The following is a 15,356-nucleotide window of genomic DNA, read 5'->3' as shown; positions in this document are numbered from 1 at the left end:
GGCCATTTGAGTTTGTGATTGGACCGTGTTTTAACACAAATCCTCCGGCATCGTTCGCCGACAAGGCCCTGATCACCGCCTCTTGACTGCAACCGACATGGATTTTGCCCCCAATCGCGCGCCGGACACCCGTGATGCGCTTTCCGTGCTCAGTTCCGTATTCGGCTTGACCGCGTTTCGCGGTGCGCAGCAGGAGATCGTCCGGCATGTGGCCGATGGCGGCAATTGCCTGGTGCTGATGCCGACCGGCGGCGGCAAATCGCTCTGCTACCAGTTGCCGTCGCTGCTGCGCGAGGGTTGCGGCATCGTGGTCTCACCGCTGATCGCGCTGATGCGCGACCAGGTCGCGGGGCTCACCGAGGCCGGCGTCAACGCGGCCGTGCTGAATTCCACGCTGTCGCCGCAGGAAGCCAATGAGGTCGAGCGCCGGCTGATCGCAGGCGATCTCGATCTGCTTTATGTCGCGCCGGAACGGCTGGTGACGCCGCGCTGCCTCGGCCTGCTTGCGCAGGCAAAGATCGCATTGTTTGCGATCGACGAGGCGCATTGTGTCTCGCAATGGGGCCATGATTTCCGGCCCGAATATATCGGGCTTTCCGTAATCGCCGAGCGCTTTCCCGACGTGCCGCGGATGGCGCTGACCGCAACCGCCGACGAGCTGACGCGCAGGGAGATCGCCGAACGGCTTTCGCTCAACGATGCGCCGCGCTTCGTCTCGAGCTTCGATCGGCCGAACATCCGCTACGAGATCGTCGACAAGGTGAACTCGATGGCGCAATTGAAGGCATTGATCACCGAACGCCACGCGGGAGACGCCGGCATCGTCTATTGCCTGTCGCGGGCGAAGGTCGAGGACGTCGCGGCGTCGCTTAGCGAAGCCGGGATTCCGGCGCTGCCCTACCACGCCGGTCTCGAGCCGAGCATCCGCGCCCGCAACCAGGATCGCTTCATCAACGAGGACGGCATCGTCATCGTCGCCACCGTCGCCTTCGGCATGGGCATCGACAAGCCGGACGTGCGCTTCGTCGCCCATCTCGATTTGCCCAAGAGCATCGAGGCCTATTACCAGGAGACCGGTCGCGCGGGACGCGACGGCAAGCCGTCGAGCGCGTGGATGGCCTATGGCCTCTCCGACATCGTGCAGCAGCGCCGCATGATCGATGAATCCACCGGCTCGGATGCCTACAAGCGCGTATCGATCGGCAAGCTCGATGCGCTGGTGGCGCTGGCGGAGAGCGTTGGCTGCCGCAGGCGGCGGCTGCTGGCTTATTTCGGCGAGACGCTCGGGGACGAGAATTGCGGCAATTGCGACAACTGCCTGTCGCCGCCGCGGGTCCGCGACGGCAAGATCCTGGCGCAGAAGATGCTGTCCTGCGTCTACCGCACCGGCCAGCGCTTCGGCGCCATGCACCTGATCGACGTGCTGGTCGGCCGTCTCACCGACCGCGTCAAGCAGTTCGGGCACGACCAGCTCTCGGTGTTCGGCGTCGGCCGCGAGCTCAACGAGAAGCAGTGGCGCGCGGTGCTGCGCCAGCTTGTCGCCATGGGGCATCTCCGCGCCGACAGCGATGCCTTCGGCGCGCTGAAGCTGACCGAGAGCGCGCGCGGCGTGCTCAAGGGCGAGACCGAAGTTCTCTTGCGCGAGCAGGCGGAAGGCGCGCGCAGCCGCGCCATCCGTTCCAAGTCGCGGCGCGGTGAGCTGGCGCCGGTCGCGGCCGGCCAGGGCAAGGCAGCGAACCCTGCGCTTCACGCCGCGCTGCGCGCCTGGCGTTCCGAGGTGGCGCGGCAGCGCAGCGTGCCGGCCTATGTCGTGCTGCACGATTCCACCATCGACGGCATCGCCGCCGTGCGCCCGACGACGCTCGATCAGCTTCGCGGCATCGCCGGGATCGGCGACAAGAAGCTCGAACATTACGGTGACGAGCTGATCGCGGTGGTGAAGAGGACCGAGGGCTAACCGCTCGATCTGGGCGTTGGGCTACGCTCTTTCCGTTTGCTATGGTGGCGCCCATGCACGAACCAGGCCTTCAGGACTTGATCAAGCGGATCGGCGCCGAGCACGTCAGGCGGCGATTGAACGACGAAACCGAGCATGAAGCGCAGTTGTTCGGTCAGGGCACGCTGTTCTTCAACCTGGAGAACTCGCTGCTGGCGCCGAGCGTCATCGCAACGGCGCTCAAGGTCGCTGGGCTGTACGGCCGCGCGCGCGCCAACGCCGATCGCGTGCGCATCAGGCGGAACGAGGTTGCCTCGACCGTGTTGTCCAAGAGCTTTGATGGTTTCACCATCCTGCACATCAGCGATCTGCACGCCGATATGAGCGCCGGCGCCATGCGACGGCTGCCCGGCATGGTCACGGATCTCACTTACGACATCTGCGTGCTGACCGGCGACTATCGCGGACAGACTTTTGGTCCCTTCGACAAGAGCCTGGACTATATTGCGCCCCTGGTCGCAGCGCTGAAGCCGCCGATCTACGGCATCCTCGGCAATCACGACACGATCCGGATGACGCCGGCCTTGGAGGCAATGGGCATCCGGATGTTGTTCAACGAATGCGAGGTGATCCGGCGCGGCGATGAAGCGATCTATCTCGCCGGCGTCGACGACGCACATTTCTACCGCGCCGACGACATCGGCAAGGCCGCCGCGCCGATTTCCGGAGACGCCTTCTCGATCCTGCTTTCGCATACGCCGGAAGTCTATCGGGCCGCGGCGAGTGCCGGTTTCGATCTGATGCTGAGCGGGCACACCCATGGCGGCCAGCTCTGCCTGCCTGGCGGCATCCCGATCAAGCTGGAGGCATGGCTGCCGCGCAAGTTCGGCGCCGGCGCCTGGCGCTACGGCAAGATGGCCGGCTACACTTCGGTCGGCGCCGGCACCAGCCTGCTTCCGGTCCGCCTCAACTGCCCCGCGGAGATCACGCTGCACACGCTGCGATGCGCGGGGTGAGGCGCCATAGGCGGGTGTGCCTGCGTCAACGAGCCGGCTTCTTCGCCCTCGCGCCCTGCTCGCTCGCGGTGCAGGAGATCAGGAGCGTGTAGCCGCGGGCGGCTTTCGCGATCTCGGCAGTTTCCTTGTTCGGGTCACGTTGTGTGGTGACACGATACGCCACCGCGCTGTTGTCGAGGAAATCCTTGAGGGCACCGGTTTTGATGGCGAAGTTGATGTTCTCGGGAATGTTGCCGGTCGCCTGCGCCACCTTGATCGCATCGAGCTTGCCCGAGACTACGCCGACCAGGGCGCCGGTGAAGTCGAGCAGCGGACCGCCGCTGTTTCCCGGCTGCACCGCGGCGCTGATCTGCAGAAAGCGGGTGTCGTTAAACATGCCGCTCATCGAACTGACGATGCCGGTGGTGACGGTGAAATCCGATGTCAGCAGCCCGTGATACGGATAGCCAATCGCAATCACGCCGTCTCCGGTTTGCACCGAAAACTCCCGGATGGTCGCGACTTCCTTGAACGGGCTGGGCGCCTGCAGCAGCGCCAGATCGTTGGTTTCGTCGCTCGAAACCAGCCGCAGCTTGATCGGCGCTTCGCCGCCGAGATTGCCGTTGATCTCGTCGCAGCCACTGATGACGTGGTTGTTGGTGACGATGTGTCCGTTGCCGCTGACCACAAAGCCGGTGCCGGTCTTGTTGACGGGCTTGGCCTGCTTCGGCAGCGCGGCACTGGGCTGGGCCGGCTCAGCCGTCGACGGTGCGGCGGCCTGCTTCGGCGGTGCGACCGCGAACTCACCGGCATTGGCGAGCCCGTTCTTCCTGACGCTTTCGACGCAAGTGACCAGCGCGGGCAGTAGCTGCGCGGTCTGGTTCAGGTTGAACTGGAAGAGCTGGCCCTCGGCGAACGCGCTCATCGTCCGCGCCTTGCGGAATTGATTGATCAGCGACGAATTAAGCGGCATGTCGACCGCCACGAGCTGTGCCCCAAGCGGCCGCCCATACACGTTGAAGGGCTGCTGGCCGTCAAAAGTCAGCGTCATCGGAAAGGATTCGCCGGCCGTCAACCGCCAGCCCTGATGGGAAAATCCCAGGCGCCAATTGCCGCGGGCGTCGATCAGGACCAGGAAGTAGATGCCGCTCTGGTAGGAGGCCCCGGCGGCACAATGGGTGAAGTTACCGCTGCTGTCGTCGGTATAGGCTCCGCCCTGCCAGTTGCCTATCGTGATCGAGCCATACGGTCCGCGGGCATGCGACGATGTCACGGACAAAAAAACGCACGCGGCCGCGACAACCGCGCTGATTGCAAGTCTCATACTTCACCCCCAGCCAGGGCCCCATCATAGGAAGCTTCGCAAGTCATCCGCAAGTTGCACGCGAACGCTGACTGTCAGCGCCGCCGCCAAGGATACGCGTCCCAATGTTCTTATTTTGTTCCTAGCATGTAATCTCGTCAACTACAAAGTGAGAAGCCCCTAGGGTGGGCAAAGGCGCACTTGCGCCGTGCCACCATTTCACACTCGGGGTGGTGGGCACGCTACGCTTTGCCACCCTACGGCTCCTCCATCGCGTCACCCATTTCGGAATGTGTACGCATAACCGTTGATCGCCGGCGCGCCGCCGAGGTGGGCGTAGAGTACGCGCGAGCCGGCCGGGAAAAAGCCCTTCTGCACGAGGTCGATCATGGCCTGCATGGATTTACCCTCGTAGACGGGATCGGTGATCATGCCTTCCAGCCGCGCGCAGAGCCGGATCGCCTCCTTGGTCGCTTCCGACGGCACGCCGTAGGCGGGATAGGCGTAATCCTCGAGCAGCACGACATCGTCCTCGACGATCTCGCGGCCGAGCTCGACGAGAGCAGCGGTGTCTCTCGCGATCGAGAGCACCTGCGCTTTGGTCTGCGCCGGCGTGAAGGAGGCATCGATACCGATCACCTTTCGCGCACGGCCGTCAGCGGCGAAGCCGACCAGCATACCGGCATGGGTCGAGCCGGTCACGGTGCAGACGACAATGTAATCGAAGGCAAAGCCGAGCTGCTTCTCCTGCGCCCGCACCTCCTCGGCAAAGCCGACATAGCCGAGCCCGCCATATTTGTGCACGGATGCGCCGGCCGGAATCGCATAGGGCTTGCCGCCGGCGGCCTTCACCTCCTCGATCGCCTGCTCCCAGCTCCTGCGGATGCCGATGTCGAAACCTTCGTCGACCAGCCGCACATCCGCGCCCATCACGCGGCTGAGCAGGATGTTGCCGACCCGGTCATAGACCGCGTCCTCGTGCGGCACCCAGCTCTCCTGCACCAGGCGGCACTTCATGCCGATCTTGGCGGCGACGGCCGCGACCATGCGGGTGTGGTTCGACTGCACGCCACCGATCGAGACCAGCGTGTCGGCATTGGACGCGATCGCGTCGGGAATGATGTATTCGAGCTTGCGCAGCTTGTTGCCGCCGAAGGCGAGTCCCGAATTGCAATCCTCGCGCTTGGCAAAGATCTCCACCTTGCCGCCGAGATGTTTCGACAGCCGCTCCAGCTTTTCGATATGCGTCGGCCCGAAGGTGAGCGGATAGCGCGCGAACTTTTCCAGCATCGTCATTCCCGTTGATGGCGTTGGTTTCGATGCAAATCCCTAGCACCGGCTGCACGGAAGGTGCTCTCTATTTCAAACGACTGTTTTCTGCTCTATTACGCAAGATATAGCTTTACGCGCCAACTCTCTCACAAATATCTTTCGTAATGAAAGAATCTTCCATGACCGGCGAGCTCGATCGCATCGACCTCAAGATCCTGCGACTGCTGCAGAAGAACGGCCGGCTGAGCAATGCCGAGCTGGCCGACAAGGCCGGCGTCAGCCCGGCCACCTGCCATCGCCGTACCCAGCGCCTGTTCGAGGAAGGTTTTGTCAAAGAGGTTCGCGCGATCGTCGCCCCGCGCAAGGTCGGCAAGGGCGCGCTCGTGATGGTCGGCGTCGTGCTCGACCGCTCCACGCCCGAAAGTTTTGCGTCCTTCGAGCAGGCGATCGCAAAGCTCAAATTCGTTCTCGACTGTCACCTCGTCGCGGGTGATTTCGATTACTTCCTGAAAATCCGCGTCGGCGACATGGAGGACTTCAACCGCATCCATGGCGAGCAATTGATCGCGCTGCCGGGCGTTCGGCAGACGCGAACCTTCTTCGTGATGAAGGAGGTCGTGGACAATGCGGCGCTGGAGTTCTGAGAACTTGAGGCAAGTTGCCGAAAAATCATGGGCCGAGCCGGCCGCATCTTGCACGAACGGATGTCACGGCAACTTCACTTGCGTCGCGCCAGCCAGCGCGCGAGGCTTCCGTATTCGCTTGCGCTTACTCTTGAGCTTTCCCACCAAAGGAGCTTTGCCGTGCGCCTTCCCATCCTCGATCCGACCGAGCTGACCGACGAGCAGAAGCCGCTCTACGACGACATGCGAAAAGGCATCGAAAGTCATTTCAAGGGTTTTGTGAACATGCGCGACGATGGCGCGCTGCTCGGCCCCTGGAATCCCTGGCTGCGCGAGCCGAGATACGGCAGGCCGGTATGGGATCTGGTGAAGGCCGTCGCCTCCAATCCCTTATTGCCGGCACCGGTGCGCGAGGTCGCGATCCTCGTCACCGGTTCGCACTTTCGCTCGGGATATGAGCTCTATGCCCACGTGCTGGTCGCCGAGGCGCGCGGCCTCTCCGACGAGAAGCTCGCCACCATCGTCGCCGGCCAGCGTCCGGTCGATCTGACGCGGCAGGAGGCGGTCGCCTATGACATGGCCTCGGCGCTCGTGAACGGCGGCGTGCTGCCGGAATTGACCTATCGGGCTGCAGTGCAGGAATTCGGCGAACATGGTGCAGCCGAGCTGTCCTATCTCGTCGGCGTCTATTGCATGGTCTCGGTCACGCTGAACACCTTCGATGTGCCGGTGCCGGATTGACGAGAGCATAGCCCGCTTCTCTCCCCGTAGCCCCGGGTGAAGCGAACGCGAGACGCACTTTCGACAGCACGATCGGACGACATACGGCATCAATTCCGACGTCCCGCCGGTGACTGCGCGCGGTACCGGCCCGGCGCCGCACCCATCGTTTGGTTGCCCGGCCAAGTCTGCATGTTCTGACTGCGCTGGTAATTGGGATCCGTATAGGGACTGCCAGGTCCTTTGTTCTGGCAGTTCGCATTGGGATAGAAAAACGCGCAGTAGCCTGGCTCGGAGACCACCGGCTGGGCAGGTACCGGCGTTGCAAAGGCGGAGAGCACGGCTACCGCGCCGAGAAGCTTCAGGATCGACATGCGGTTCTCCCTTTGAAGGCGACGTAAGGCTAACACCGGAGCGGCGGTCTCACTCCGCCCTTCGAACCAAATAGCGCCACACTTGTTACTCCCACCGCTCCACGTCCTGGTGCCAAGCTGCCTCATGACCAACGACGAGCCATGAGCGGCGAATGAATTGCGCCTCACGCCACGAGGCGCGGGAGTTCGCCCAATCAGGAGGTTTCAAGAGCCATGAACACATCGGTTGAGAACGGACGGAAAGGCCGACAGTCTGCCATGCGCACACCGCCGGTCGTGTCGCCGCAGGAATGGGAAGCGGCCCGCAAGAAAATGCTCGAAAAAGAGAAGGCGCAGACCCGGGCCCGTGATGCTCTCGCCGCCGAGCGCCGGCGCATGCCTTGGATGGCCGTGGAGAAGGCCTATGCGTTCGAGGGGCCTGCCGGCAGGGTCAGCCTGATTGGCCTGTTTGAGGGCCGGCGTCAGTTGATCGTCTATCGCGCTTTCTTCGAGCCGGGCGTGTTCGGTTGGCCCGACCACGCCTGCCGGGGCTGCTCGATGGTGGCCGACCAGGTCGCACACGTCGCCCACCTGAATGCCCGTGACACCACCCTCGTTTTCGCCTCACGTGCGCCCCAGGCGGACATCGCGCGGCTGAAGGCGCGGATGGGCTGGGAGATGCCGTGGTTCACCATCACGGACAGCTTCGACACCGACTTCGGCGTGAATGAATGGCACGGCACCAACGTGTTCTACCGCGACGGCGACCGCGTATTCCGCACCTACTTCATCAACAACCGCGGCGACGAGCAGATGGGGGGCACCTGGAACTACCTCGACATCACGCCGCTGGGCCGCCAGGAGGTTTGGGAGGATTCGCCCGAAGGCTATCCCCAAACGCCGACCTACAAGTGGTGGAACTGGCACGACAACTACGTCGCAGACGCAGCGCCCGACAAGAAGTGGGTGGAGGTGTCTGATGCCGGCGAGGCGGCATTCCGGAACAAGGACCCAAACACGAAGCAATGAGTCAGGCTTAATTCAACGGGACCTGACTGACGGCGACGGTCGATCGGGAGGAGCCCGATCGACCGTCGCGCAAAGGGCCGGGTCAGCCGTCAGCCCAATCATGACCCAGCCGAGCAGAGCTATCGCTTCTGTGCGACGCGACGAGCAGGCGGCTCGACGCTTGCGCGCGAGAGCCCGGCTTCGGACCGCGCGCCAGCGTTCGCATCTTCGCCGATCATTCGCTCCAGCGCCCTGCGGTCAACCTTGCTCAGCGCGTTGCGCGGCAACGCATCGATCACCCGCAGGCCTTCGGGAACCTTGTATGGTGCAAGGCGTCCCGCGACGTTCTGAAGGATCTCGGTGGCAACGACGCTTTCCTTCGCTCCCGCCGCGAGCTTGACGAAGGCGAACACGCGCTGGCCGAGCACCGGATCAGGCTTGCCAACCGCGCCTGCCTCCTCCACGGCCGGATGGCAGCCAACCAAGGCTTCCTCGATCTCGGCAGGCGAGATATTGGTTCCGCCGCGAATGATGATGTCCTTCTTGCGCGACACGAACCAGAGCTCATCGCCCTCCCCGCGCCGCATCAGGTCACCGGTGTGATACCAGCCGTTCTTCAGACTCTGCGTCGTGGCCGCCTCATCGTTCCAGTAGCCCACGAAGACATTCTTTCCGCGGATCAGGAGCTCGCCGATCTCACCATGTGCAACATCGGCGCCATTCTCGTCCACAAGCCGAATCTGCGCGTCTTCGGTGATGCGAATCACGGGTCCGGGTTGCAGTCCGAAGGTCAGCTGGCCTGCGACCTCGGTGGCGCCCCAGACGTTATAGAGCGGCGCTTTGAAGACTTCCGTGAACCGCTTCTGCAGCTCGACCGGACAGGCGTCAGCCCCGGTCAGACAGACGCGGAGCGATGACACGTCGCGCGGCTTTGCCTGCTGCGCCTCAAGCATTCCGGCATATTGATAGGGAAAACCGAATAGCCAAGTCGCCCGATAGCGTTCGATATTGTCGAGCACCATGTCAGGGTCGGCGCTCTGCAGCATGATGAAGGGCACGCCGCTCTGGACAAAGCTCAGCGAGCAGAACAGGCCGCTGCCATGTGCCAGCTGCAATGGCGAGACGACGGCGTCATCCGCCGAAAGCCCGAAATGCTTGCAGAGGAGATGCGTCGTTGCCGCAAGCGTATCCTGCGTATGCACGACGAATTTGGGCTGGCCGGTGCTGCCAGAGGTGTTGATCATCACCGCGGGCTCGTTTGAGGCCGGGGTCGGCAAATCCGCCTGCGCGGACCGTTTCAGCGTCTCCCACGACTGCGTGGCGTGCGCTCCATCGGCGTCGTCGAGGACGACACGTTTCTCGCGGGGAAGGATCGCAGCGTCGACCGCAGCAACGTTGGGATAGAGCGAGGCCTCACCGATATAGAGCGCAGGCTGGAGCCGCTGCAGCATCGGCGCGAGCTCGGCAAACCTGAACGCGGTGCGAAGCGGCGCCGCAATCGCGCCCAGCCGGAAACACGCATAATACGCAACGAGCATTTCGGGCCGATTCGTCATATGCAGCACGACGCGGTCGCCGGCCTTGACGCCACTTGCCGCAAGGCCTCGCGCGACACGTTCGGATTCCTGAGCAAGCCTCCGATATGTCCACACGTCTTCTTGAAAGACGAAGGCCGTGCTTTCAGGCCGGGATTGCGCGCGCTGCGTCAGCACTTCGATCGGAAGAGCTGTCATTGGAATCTCCTATGGGCGTTGGGTGATTCCAGGAAGCTGATCGGGCCCCGTTACCGCGCGATTTCAACCCGGAGCAAGAGCATTGCAGATGTAAGGAACGGGCGCGATGTCACGCCGATATCACGCCATGTTGCACGGCTGCGAGCCGCCATGTTGCTTCGTCCGCATCAACATGTGCAAGTCGGCCCGGGATTAGACTGACGCTTCACCCGGGCTACGATACTCCGTTGACGGCGAAGTTTTCGCTACTGCAGGCGCAAACATATTCCGTGCGGGCGCGCGATGCCGTAAGCTGGCGCTGCCAACCCTCGCTCACGGAGTCCTGATCGCAAGTCCCAAAAGCAAGCCGCCACCTTCGCTCCGAGCGTCCGAGCCGTTGGCGCAAGCCGACATAATTGGGAGATAGTCATGACGATGAGACCGGACCCCACGTTCCACGCGTCGCCAAAGCTTGCCATGGAAGCGCCGCCGGAGAGCTTTGCCTATACGCTGCTGCTCAGCCCCGATTTCTCGAAGCCCGACGCGCTCGCCGTGATCGACGTCAAGCCGGGCTCCAAGACCTACAGCCAGATCGTCCACACCGTGACGATGCCGAACAAGGGCGACGAATTCCATCATTTCGGCTGGAACGCCTGCTCGTCCGCACTGTCGCCGCTCACGGGACACGCCTTCGTCGAACGCCGCTATCTGATCATCCCAGGGCTGCGGTCTTCACGCATCTATATCGTGGATACAAAGCCCGATCCGACCCAGGCGAAGATTCACAAGATCATCGAGCCCGAGGAAGTCTTCGACAAGACCGGCTACTCGCGGCCGCACACGATCCATTGCGGGCCCGATGGCATTTATGTCTCGACGCTCGGCGGCGGCGGCAAGGATGGCACCAAAGGGCCTCCCGGCGTCTTCATCATGGACTGCGAGACCTTCGACGTGCTCGGACGCTGGGAGATCGATCGCGGCCCGCAGACGCTGCATTATGATTTCTGGTGGAATCTGCCGCGCGACTACATGGTGAGCAGCGAGTGGGCACTGCCGCCGCAATTCGAGAACGGCATTGTTCCGGAAGATCTGCTCGGCAACAAATACGGCCACCGGCTCCATTTCTGGGATCTTCGCGCCCGCCGCAACGTGCAGACCATCGATCTCGGCGCCAACCACCAGATGGCGCTCGAGGTGCGTCCTGCGCACGATCCCGTCCGGGAATATGGCTTCGTTGGCGTCGTCGTCGACACCACCAACCTCGAAGGCTCGATCTGGACCTGGTGGCGCGAGGGCGGCAAGTTCCACATCGAGAAGACGGCCACGATTCCCGCCGAGCCCGCACCGAAGGAAAAGCTGCCGCCGCTGTTGCAGGGCTTCGGTGCGGTGCCGCCGCTGGTGACCGACATCGATCTGTCGATGGACGACCGCTTCCTCTACGTCTCCTGCTGGGGCACCGGCGAGATGCGCCAATACGACGTCAGCGATCCCAGAAAGCCGAAGCTTGCCGGCTCCGTGCATATCGGCGGCATCGCGCGCCGCACGCCCCACCCCAACGGAAAAGCCTTCACCGGCGGTCCGCAGATGGTCGAGATCAGCCGTGACGGCAAGCGGGTGTACTGGACCAACTCGCTCTATTCAAGCTGGGACGACCAGTTCTATCCAGACGGCGTGCCGGGGGCGAAGGTCATGGCCAATGTCGGCCCGAATGGCGGACTGGAGCTTGCCCGCGACTATTTCGTGAGCTTCCCCGACGGCTATCGCGCGCATCAAATCCGCCTTGAAGGCGGCGACTGCTCGACGGATTCCTTCTGCTATCCGTCGGTCTGGAATTGAGCGAAGCAGGTTCGGCAGCCCTCTGGCTTGGGATCGTCGCGAGCGGCCTCTATCACGGGATCAATCCCGGCATGGGCTGGCCGCTCGCGGTCGCCGCGGGCCTGATGGAGAAATCCCCGCGCGCACTCTTTGGCGCGCTGTTGCCGCTGTCGGTCGGCCATCTCTTGGCGATGCTGCTGGTGCTGCTGCCGTTCGCGCTGCTGATGGTGCTGGTCGAATGGCAGCGCCAGATACAGGCCGGCGCCAGCCTGCTCGTCATCGCCTTTGGCCTGGCGCGATTGCTCAACCCCCGCCATCCCCGCGCGCTGGCGCGGATACCGCCGACGCAACTCGGCCTGTGGTCGTTCGCAGTCGCGATCGCCCATGGCGCCGGGCTGATGATCCTGCCGTTCTATCTCGGGCTCTGCCAGCCCCCTGGCATCCATGACGGCCACGCGGCGGCCGCAGGCGTCGTCAACCAGAACCTCGCGATGGCGTTGCTCGTCGCCCTGGTCCACACCGCAGCCATGATCACCGCCGGCGGATGCCTGGCGTGGCTGGTCTACCGCTATCTCGGCGTGAGGTTCGTGGCGCAGAGCTGGTTCAATCTGGACACCGTCTGGGCGCTGAGCCTGGTGCTGGTGGGGGCCGTCGCCCTCACGATCAATCTGGCGGGCTGGCATTGACGACCAACGACACCCCGTTAGGTCAGCCTGACTGACCAATCCGCAAAACTACTGGCTGCCTGAAGTCTACTTGATGGACAGAACAGATCGGAGCACTGTTCCCGAAATTCTGCGCCTTGCGCCATCAAGCGATTCGGGCAAACGGATGAACATCATGAGCGCCACGTTGATAAGCCGAATGGTCGTGCCGATCCTGGCACTTGCCGTCGCCGGCGTCGCCGCGCTCTTCTTCCTTCTTCCTGCCGCGCAGCAGACCCGCCGCGTCGACACCAAATCCGCCACGACAGCCACGGACCCGGGACCAGGCAAGCGCGATCAGGCTCCATCATCATCCGCTCTGTCGACCCTGCAATCGGAGGCCGCGAATCTCGCAACCGCGCTTACCGGACTGCCTCCGGCGCCCGCCGGCAGCGATGGCACGCCGGAGTTCGACGTCGTCCGCATCGAGCCGACAGGCGAAGCCGTGGTCGCGGGCCGGGCGACACCGGGCGCGATCGTGGAGCTGCTGCGCAACGGCGAGCTGCATGATCACATCGTCGCCGATCAGTCGGGACAGTTCGCCATGGTCCCGCGTCCGCTCCCGCCGGGGAACTACGATCTGACCCTGCGCGTCAAGCGGCCCGACGGCAAGGAGATCGCGTCCAAGCAGAGCGTCGCGGTGGCGCTGGAGCCTGCCGCGAAGGAGCAGCCGATCGTGGCGCTGATCGCACCGGATAAGCCCGTGCAGGTGTTGTCAGAGGCTCCCGCCGCGGCGGCTGGCGCGGAGCGCATGATCGTGGTGGAAGCGGTTGAGACCGAGCCGGGCGGAAAGCTCCGTGTCAGCGGCCGCGCACGCCCCCGCGCTGCGGTGAGGCTCTATCTCAACGACAGCTTTGTCACCGCCGTGACCGCTGACGACAACGGACGCCTCTCTGTCGCGATCAATGCCGGCGTGACGGCAGGTAACTACCGGATCAGGCTCGATGAGGTGGAGCCCGCTTCCGGCGCGGTCCGCGCGCGCGCCGAGGTGCCGTTCAACGTTCCGGACACGCTGACAACCGCCTCGCTGCCGGCGCAGGCCAAGCCTTCGGAAGCCGCCGCGACCAATCCGCAACTCGCCGCCGCCGAGACGACCATTCCGGCCGACAAGGGCTCGCCCTCCGCCGTGGTGGTGCCGAAGATCACGACCGCGACCGTCTCCCGCGGTGACAGCCTCTGGCGCATCAGCCAGCGCGCGTTCGGCGCGGGCCAGCGCTATGCCGTCATCTACCGGGCGAACAAGGAGCAGATCCGCAATCCCAACCGGATCTATCCCGGCCAGATCTTTGTCGTGCCGACGCAGTGAACATCGGCTTACGCGATTGGGAAATCGGGCGACTCACTGGCCGGACGACTTCAGGAAAGCGATGATCTTCGCCTTGTCCTCGGCGGACCGGACTCCGGTATAGGGCGTCATGCCGTTACCCGGCACCAGCGCCTCCGGATTTTCGATGAAGCGTCCGAGCTTGTCTTCGTCCCACGCGAAATCAGCGGATTGCATCGCCTCGGAGTAGCGATAATTCGGCAACGAACCGGCCTTGCGGCCGATGATGTTGTGCAGATGAGGGCCGACGCGATTGTCGCCCTCCTTGACGGTGTGGCAGGTGCGGCAGGCATTGTTGAACAACTGCTGTCCCGACACGTCCGCGCCCTGTGCGGCTGCCCGTTCAAAAGCAGACGACGCCAGCAGGAGCATTCCGCTGAGCGTCACGATCAACTGCCGCATCATTTGGCTTGACCTCGCTGGCCAGTCGACAGCATCGCCATCACCGGGATGGCGTGCCGTCAACGCCCGAGCGCTCCGATAGGTCCACCGCCGTTGTTCCGCAGCGATAGTGCGGGGCAGCATGGCGCTACATAGGCGGCCAGCTTTTTCTCATCACAAGCGGCAGGCCGACGTCAGCACGTTCTACGCCTTGATGTCGACAGCGACAGAGTCGCGCTCGACCTTGTTCTTGGCCGCGAAGACGTCGAGGACGGCTTCGTTGATGATACGAGGCGGGGCCTTTTCCATTTGATAGGCGAGCAGCTGAATCCTCGCCTTCGTCACCTCGACCGGTACGGGGTAGATGAGCATCGCAACACCTCCGGCGCGAAGGCTGCGCCTGGAGGTGTTTACGGATTGTAAACGGATGAGGTTAACGCCGCGCGAGCCCGCCGATTCGTTCGCATTGTAATGACGCGTTGATGGCGGCAGTCCTATCCGGGAAGGTGCACCTCATGAAAATCGTCGACCTCAGCCGCGAGCTCTACCATCGCACGCCGAGCTATCCTGGCCATCCGCCGATCATCCATGGTATGTGGAAGAACCATGACGAGGCCCTGGCAGAGTCCGGGAATGTGTACGGGTTGTCGTCGATGTTCATCTCGATGGCCGATCATGGTGGAACCCATATTGACGCGCCGCGGCATTTCGGCCCGCGCGGCATATCGATCGACCAATATCCGCTGGAAAAATGCATCGTGCCAGGCATCTGCCTCGATCTGCGGCACATCGCGCCGCGCGCCGAGATTTCGCCCGCCGATCTGGAATCCGCCGTGAAGCAAGCCGGGGTCGGCGTGCCGAAAGGTGGCACGGTGCTGCTATGCACGGGCCATCACGAACGCACCTTTCCGCGCAAGGCCTATTCGACCGACAATCCCGGCGTGAACGTCGCCGCCACCGAGTGGCTCGCCGGCCAGGGCATCGTGCATTTTGGCATCGATTCAATGCGCCCAGGACCTGACAGCGACGTCAATCTGCTGGTGCACAAGGCATGCCTCGATCTGGACATCACCCACATCGAAAGCCTTTGCAATCTGGAAGCGCTGCTCGGCAAGGGACAGTTCACTTTCATCGGCCTGCCGATGAAGTGGCGCGAGGGCACGGCTTCGCCGATCCGCGCCGTCGCGGTGTTCGACATGTAGAGCGTTTT

Annotated in this window: 15 protein-coding genes; 9 read left to right on the top strand and 6 right to left on the bottom strand. The window is 63.5% G+C overall.

Annotation, left to right across the window (positions count from 1 at the left end; all coding sequences use genetic code 11):
• Positions 1-97 precede the first annotated feature (97 nt).
• Complete coding sequence (gene recQ / locus I6F35_RS00245) at positions 98-1,957, top strand: DNA helicase RecQ (protein WP_225116015.1); 1,860 nt, start codon at positions 98-100, stop codon at positions 1,955-1,957.
• A 53-nt stretch (positions 1,958-2,010) separates the two neighbouring features.
• Positions 2,011-2,952, top strand: coding sequence for a metallophosphoesterase (locus tag I6F35_RS00240; RefSeq protein ID WP_225115630.1), 942 nt, complete (start codon positions 2,011-2,013; stop codon positions 2,950-2,952).
• 25 nt (positions 2,953-2,977) lie between these two features.
• Here the strand turns inward: I6F35_RS00240 and I6F35_RS00235 are convergent, their stop codons facing one another.
• Positions 2,978-4,204, bottom strand: a complete 1,227-nt coding sequence (locus tag I6F35_RS00235; protein ID WP_346283130.1) for a trypsin-like peptidase domain-containing protein — start codon at positions 4,202-4,204, stop codon at positions 2,978-2,980.
• Between the two features lie 306 nt (positions 4,205-4,510).
• Entirely contained in the window at positions 4,511-5,524 is a 1,014-nt protein-coding gene (locus I6F35_RS00230) for a 1-aminocyclopropane-1-carboxylate deaminase (RefSeq protein ID WP_225115628.1), read from the bottom strand.
• A gap of 161 nt (positions 5,525-5,685) precedes the next feature.
• Between I6F35_RS00230 and I6F35_RS00225 the strand changes: the two genes are divergently transcribed.
• Both I6F35_RS00225 and I6F35_RS00220 read left to right on the top strand, forming a co-directional pair.
• Positions 5,686-6,150: an Lrp/AsnC ligand binding domain-containing protein gene (locus I6F35_RS00225; RefSeq protein ID WP_225115627.1), complete on the top strand. Its 465-nt coding sequence runs from the start codon at positions 5,686-5,688 to the stop codon at positions 6,148-6,150.
• A 159-nt stretch (positions 6,151-6,309) separates the two neighbouring features.
• Positions 6,310-6,870, top strand: a complete 561-nt coding sequence (locus I6F35_RS00220; RefSeq protein WP_225115626.1) for a carboxymuconolactone decarboxylase family protein — start codon at positions 6,310-6,312, stop codon at positions 6,868-6,870.
• A gap of 89 nt (positions 6,871-6,959) precedes the next feature.
• On the opposite strand, the gene I6F35_RS00215 is transcribed toward I6F35_RS00220, so the two are convergent.
• Positions 6,960-7,223: a hypothetical protein gene (locus I6F35_RS00215; RefSeq protein WP_225115625.1), complete on the bottom strand. Its 264-nt coding sequence runs from the start codon at positions 7,221-7,223 to the stop codon at positions 6,960-6,962.
• A gap of 213 nt (positions 7,224-7,436) precedes the next feature.
• Between I6F35_RS00215 and I6F35_RS00210 the strand changes: the two genes are divergently transcribed.
• The gene (locus I6F35_RS00210; protein WP_225115624.1) at positions 7,437-8,231 is read left to right on the top strand and encodes a thioredoxin family protein; all 795 of its coding nucleotides are present in this window, start codon (positions 7,437-7,439) and stop codon (positions 8,229-8,231) included.
• A gap of 119 nt (positions 8,232-8,350) precedes the next feature.
• Here the strand turns inward: I6F35_RS00210 and I6F35_RS00205 are convergent, their stop codons facing one another.
• On the bottom strand, positions 8,351-9,943 hold the full coding sequence (locus I6F35_RS00205) for a class I adenylate-forming enzyme family protein (protein ID WP_225115623.1): 1,593 nt from the start codon (positions 9,941-9,943) through the stop codon (positions 8,351-8,353).
• 408 nt (positions 9,944-10,351) lie between these two features.
• On the opposite strand from I6F35_RS00205, the gene I6F35_RS00200 reads away from it, so the two are divergent.
• The 3 genes from I6F35_RS00200 (at position 10,352) to I6F35_RS00190 (ending at position 13,747) form a co-directional block, all read left to right on the top strand.
• Complete coding sequence (locus I6F35_RS00200) at positions 10,352-11,758, top strand: selenium-binding family protein (protein WP_225115622.1); 1,407 nt, start codon at positions 10,352-10,354, stop codon at positions 11,756-11,758.
• 71 nt (positions 11,759-11,829) lie between these two features.
• Entirely contained in the window at positions 11,830-12,423 is a 594-nt protein-coding gene (locus I6F35_RS00195; RefSeq protein WP_225116014.1) for a hypothetical protein, read from the top strand.
• Positions 12,424-12,577: 154 nt separating this feature from the next.
• On the top strand, positions 12,578-13,747 hold the full coding sequence (locus I6F35_RS00190; protein WP_225115621.1) for a LysM peptidoglycan-binding domain-containing protein: 1,170 nt from the start codon (positions 12,578-12,580) through the stop codon (positions 13,745-13,747).
• Between the two features lie 33 nt (positions 13,748-13,780).
• Here I6F35_RS00190 and I6F35_RS00185 read toward each other — a convergent pair whose 3' ends face one another.
• Both I6F35_RS00185 and I6F35_RS00180 read right to left on the bottom strand, forming a co-directional pair.
• Positions 13,781-14,170, bottom strand: a complete 390-nt coding sequence (locus I6F35_RS00185) for a c-type cytochrome (RefSeq protein WP_346283128.1) — start codon at positions 14,168-14,170, stop codon at positions 13,781-13,783.
• A 180-nt stretch (positions 14,171-14,350) separates the two neighbouring features.
• Positions 14,351-14,518, bottom strand: coding sequence for a hypothetical protein (locus I6F35_RS00180; protein WP_225115620.1), 168 nt, complete (start codon positions 14,516-14,518; stop codon positions 14,351-14,353).
• Between the two features lie 143 nt (positions 14,519-14,661).
• Here I6F35_RS00180 and I6F35_RS00175 point away from each other — a divergent pair, with 143 nt between their 5' ends.
• Positions 14,662-15,348, top strand: a complete 687-nt coding sequence (locus I6F35_RS00175; protein ID WP_225115619.1) for a cyclase family protein — start codon at positions 14,662-14,664, stop codon at positions 15,346-15,348.
• Positions 15,349-15,356: the final 8 nt, after the last annotated feature.

This window comes from Bradyrhizobium sp. BRP22 (assembly GCF_020194175.1).
In the GTDB taxonomy this organism is placed as follows: Bacteria; Pseudomonadota; Alphaproteobacteria; order Rhizobiales; family Xanthobacteraceae; genus Bradyrhizobium.
Note: the sequence above shows the minus strand (reverse complement) of the source record. Positions and strands in the feature narration are given on the sequence as shown.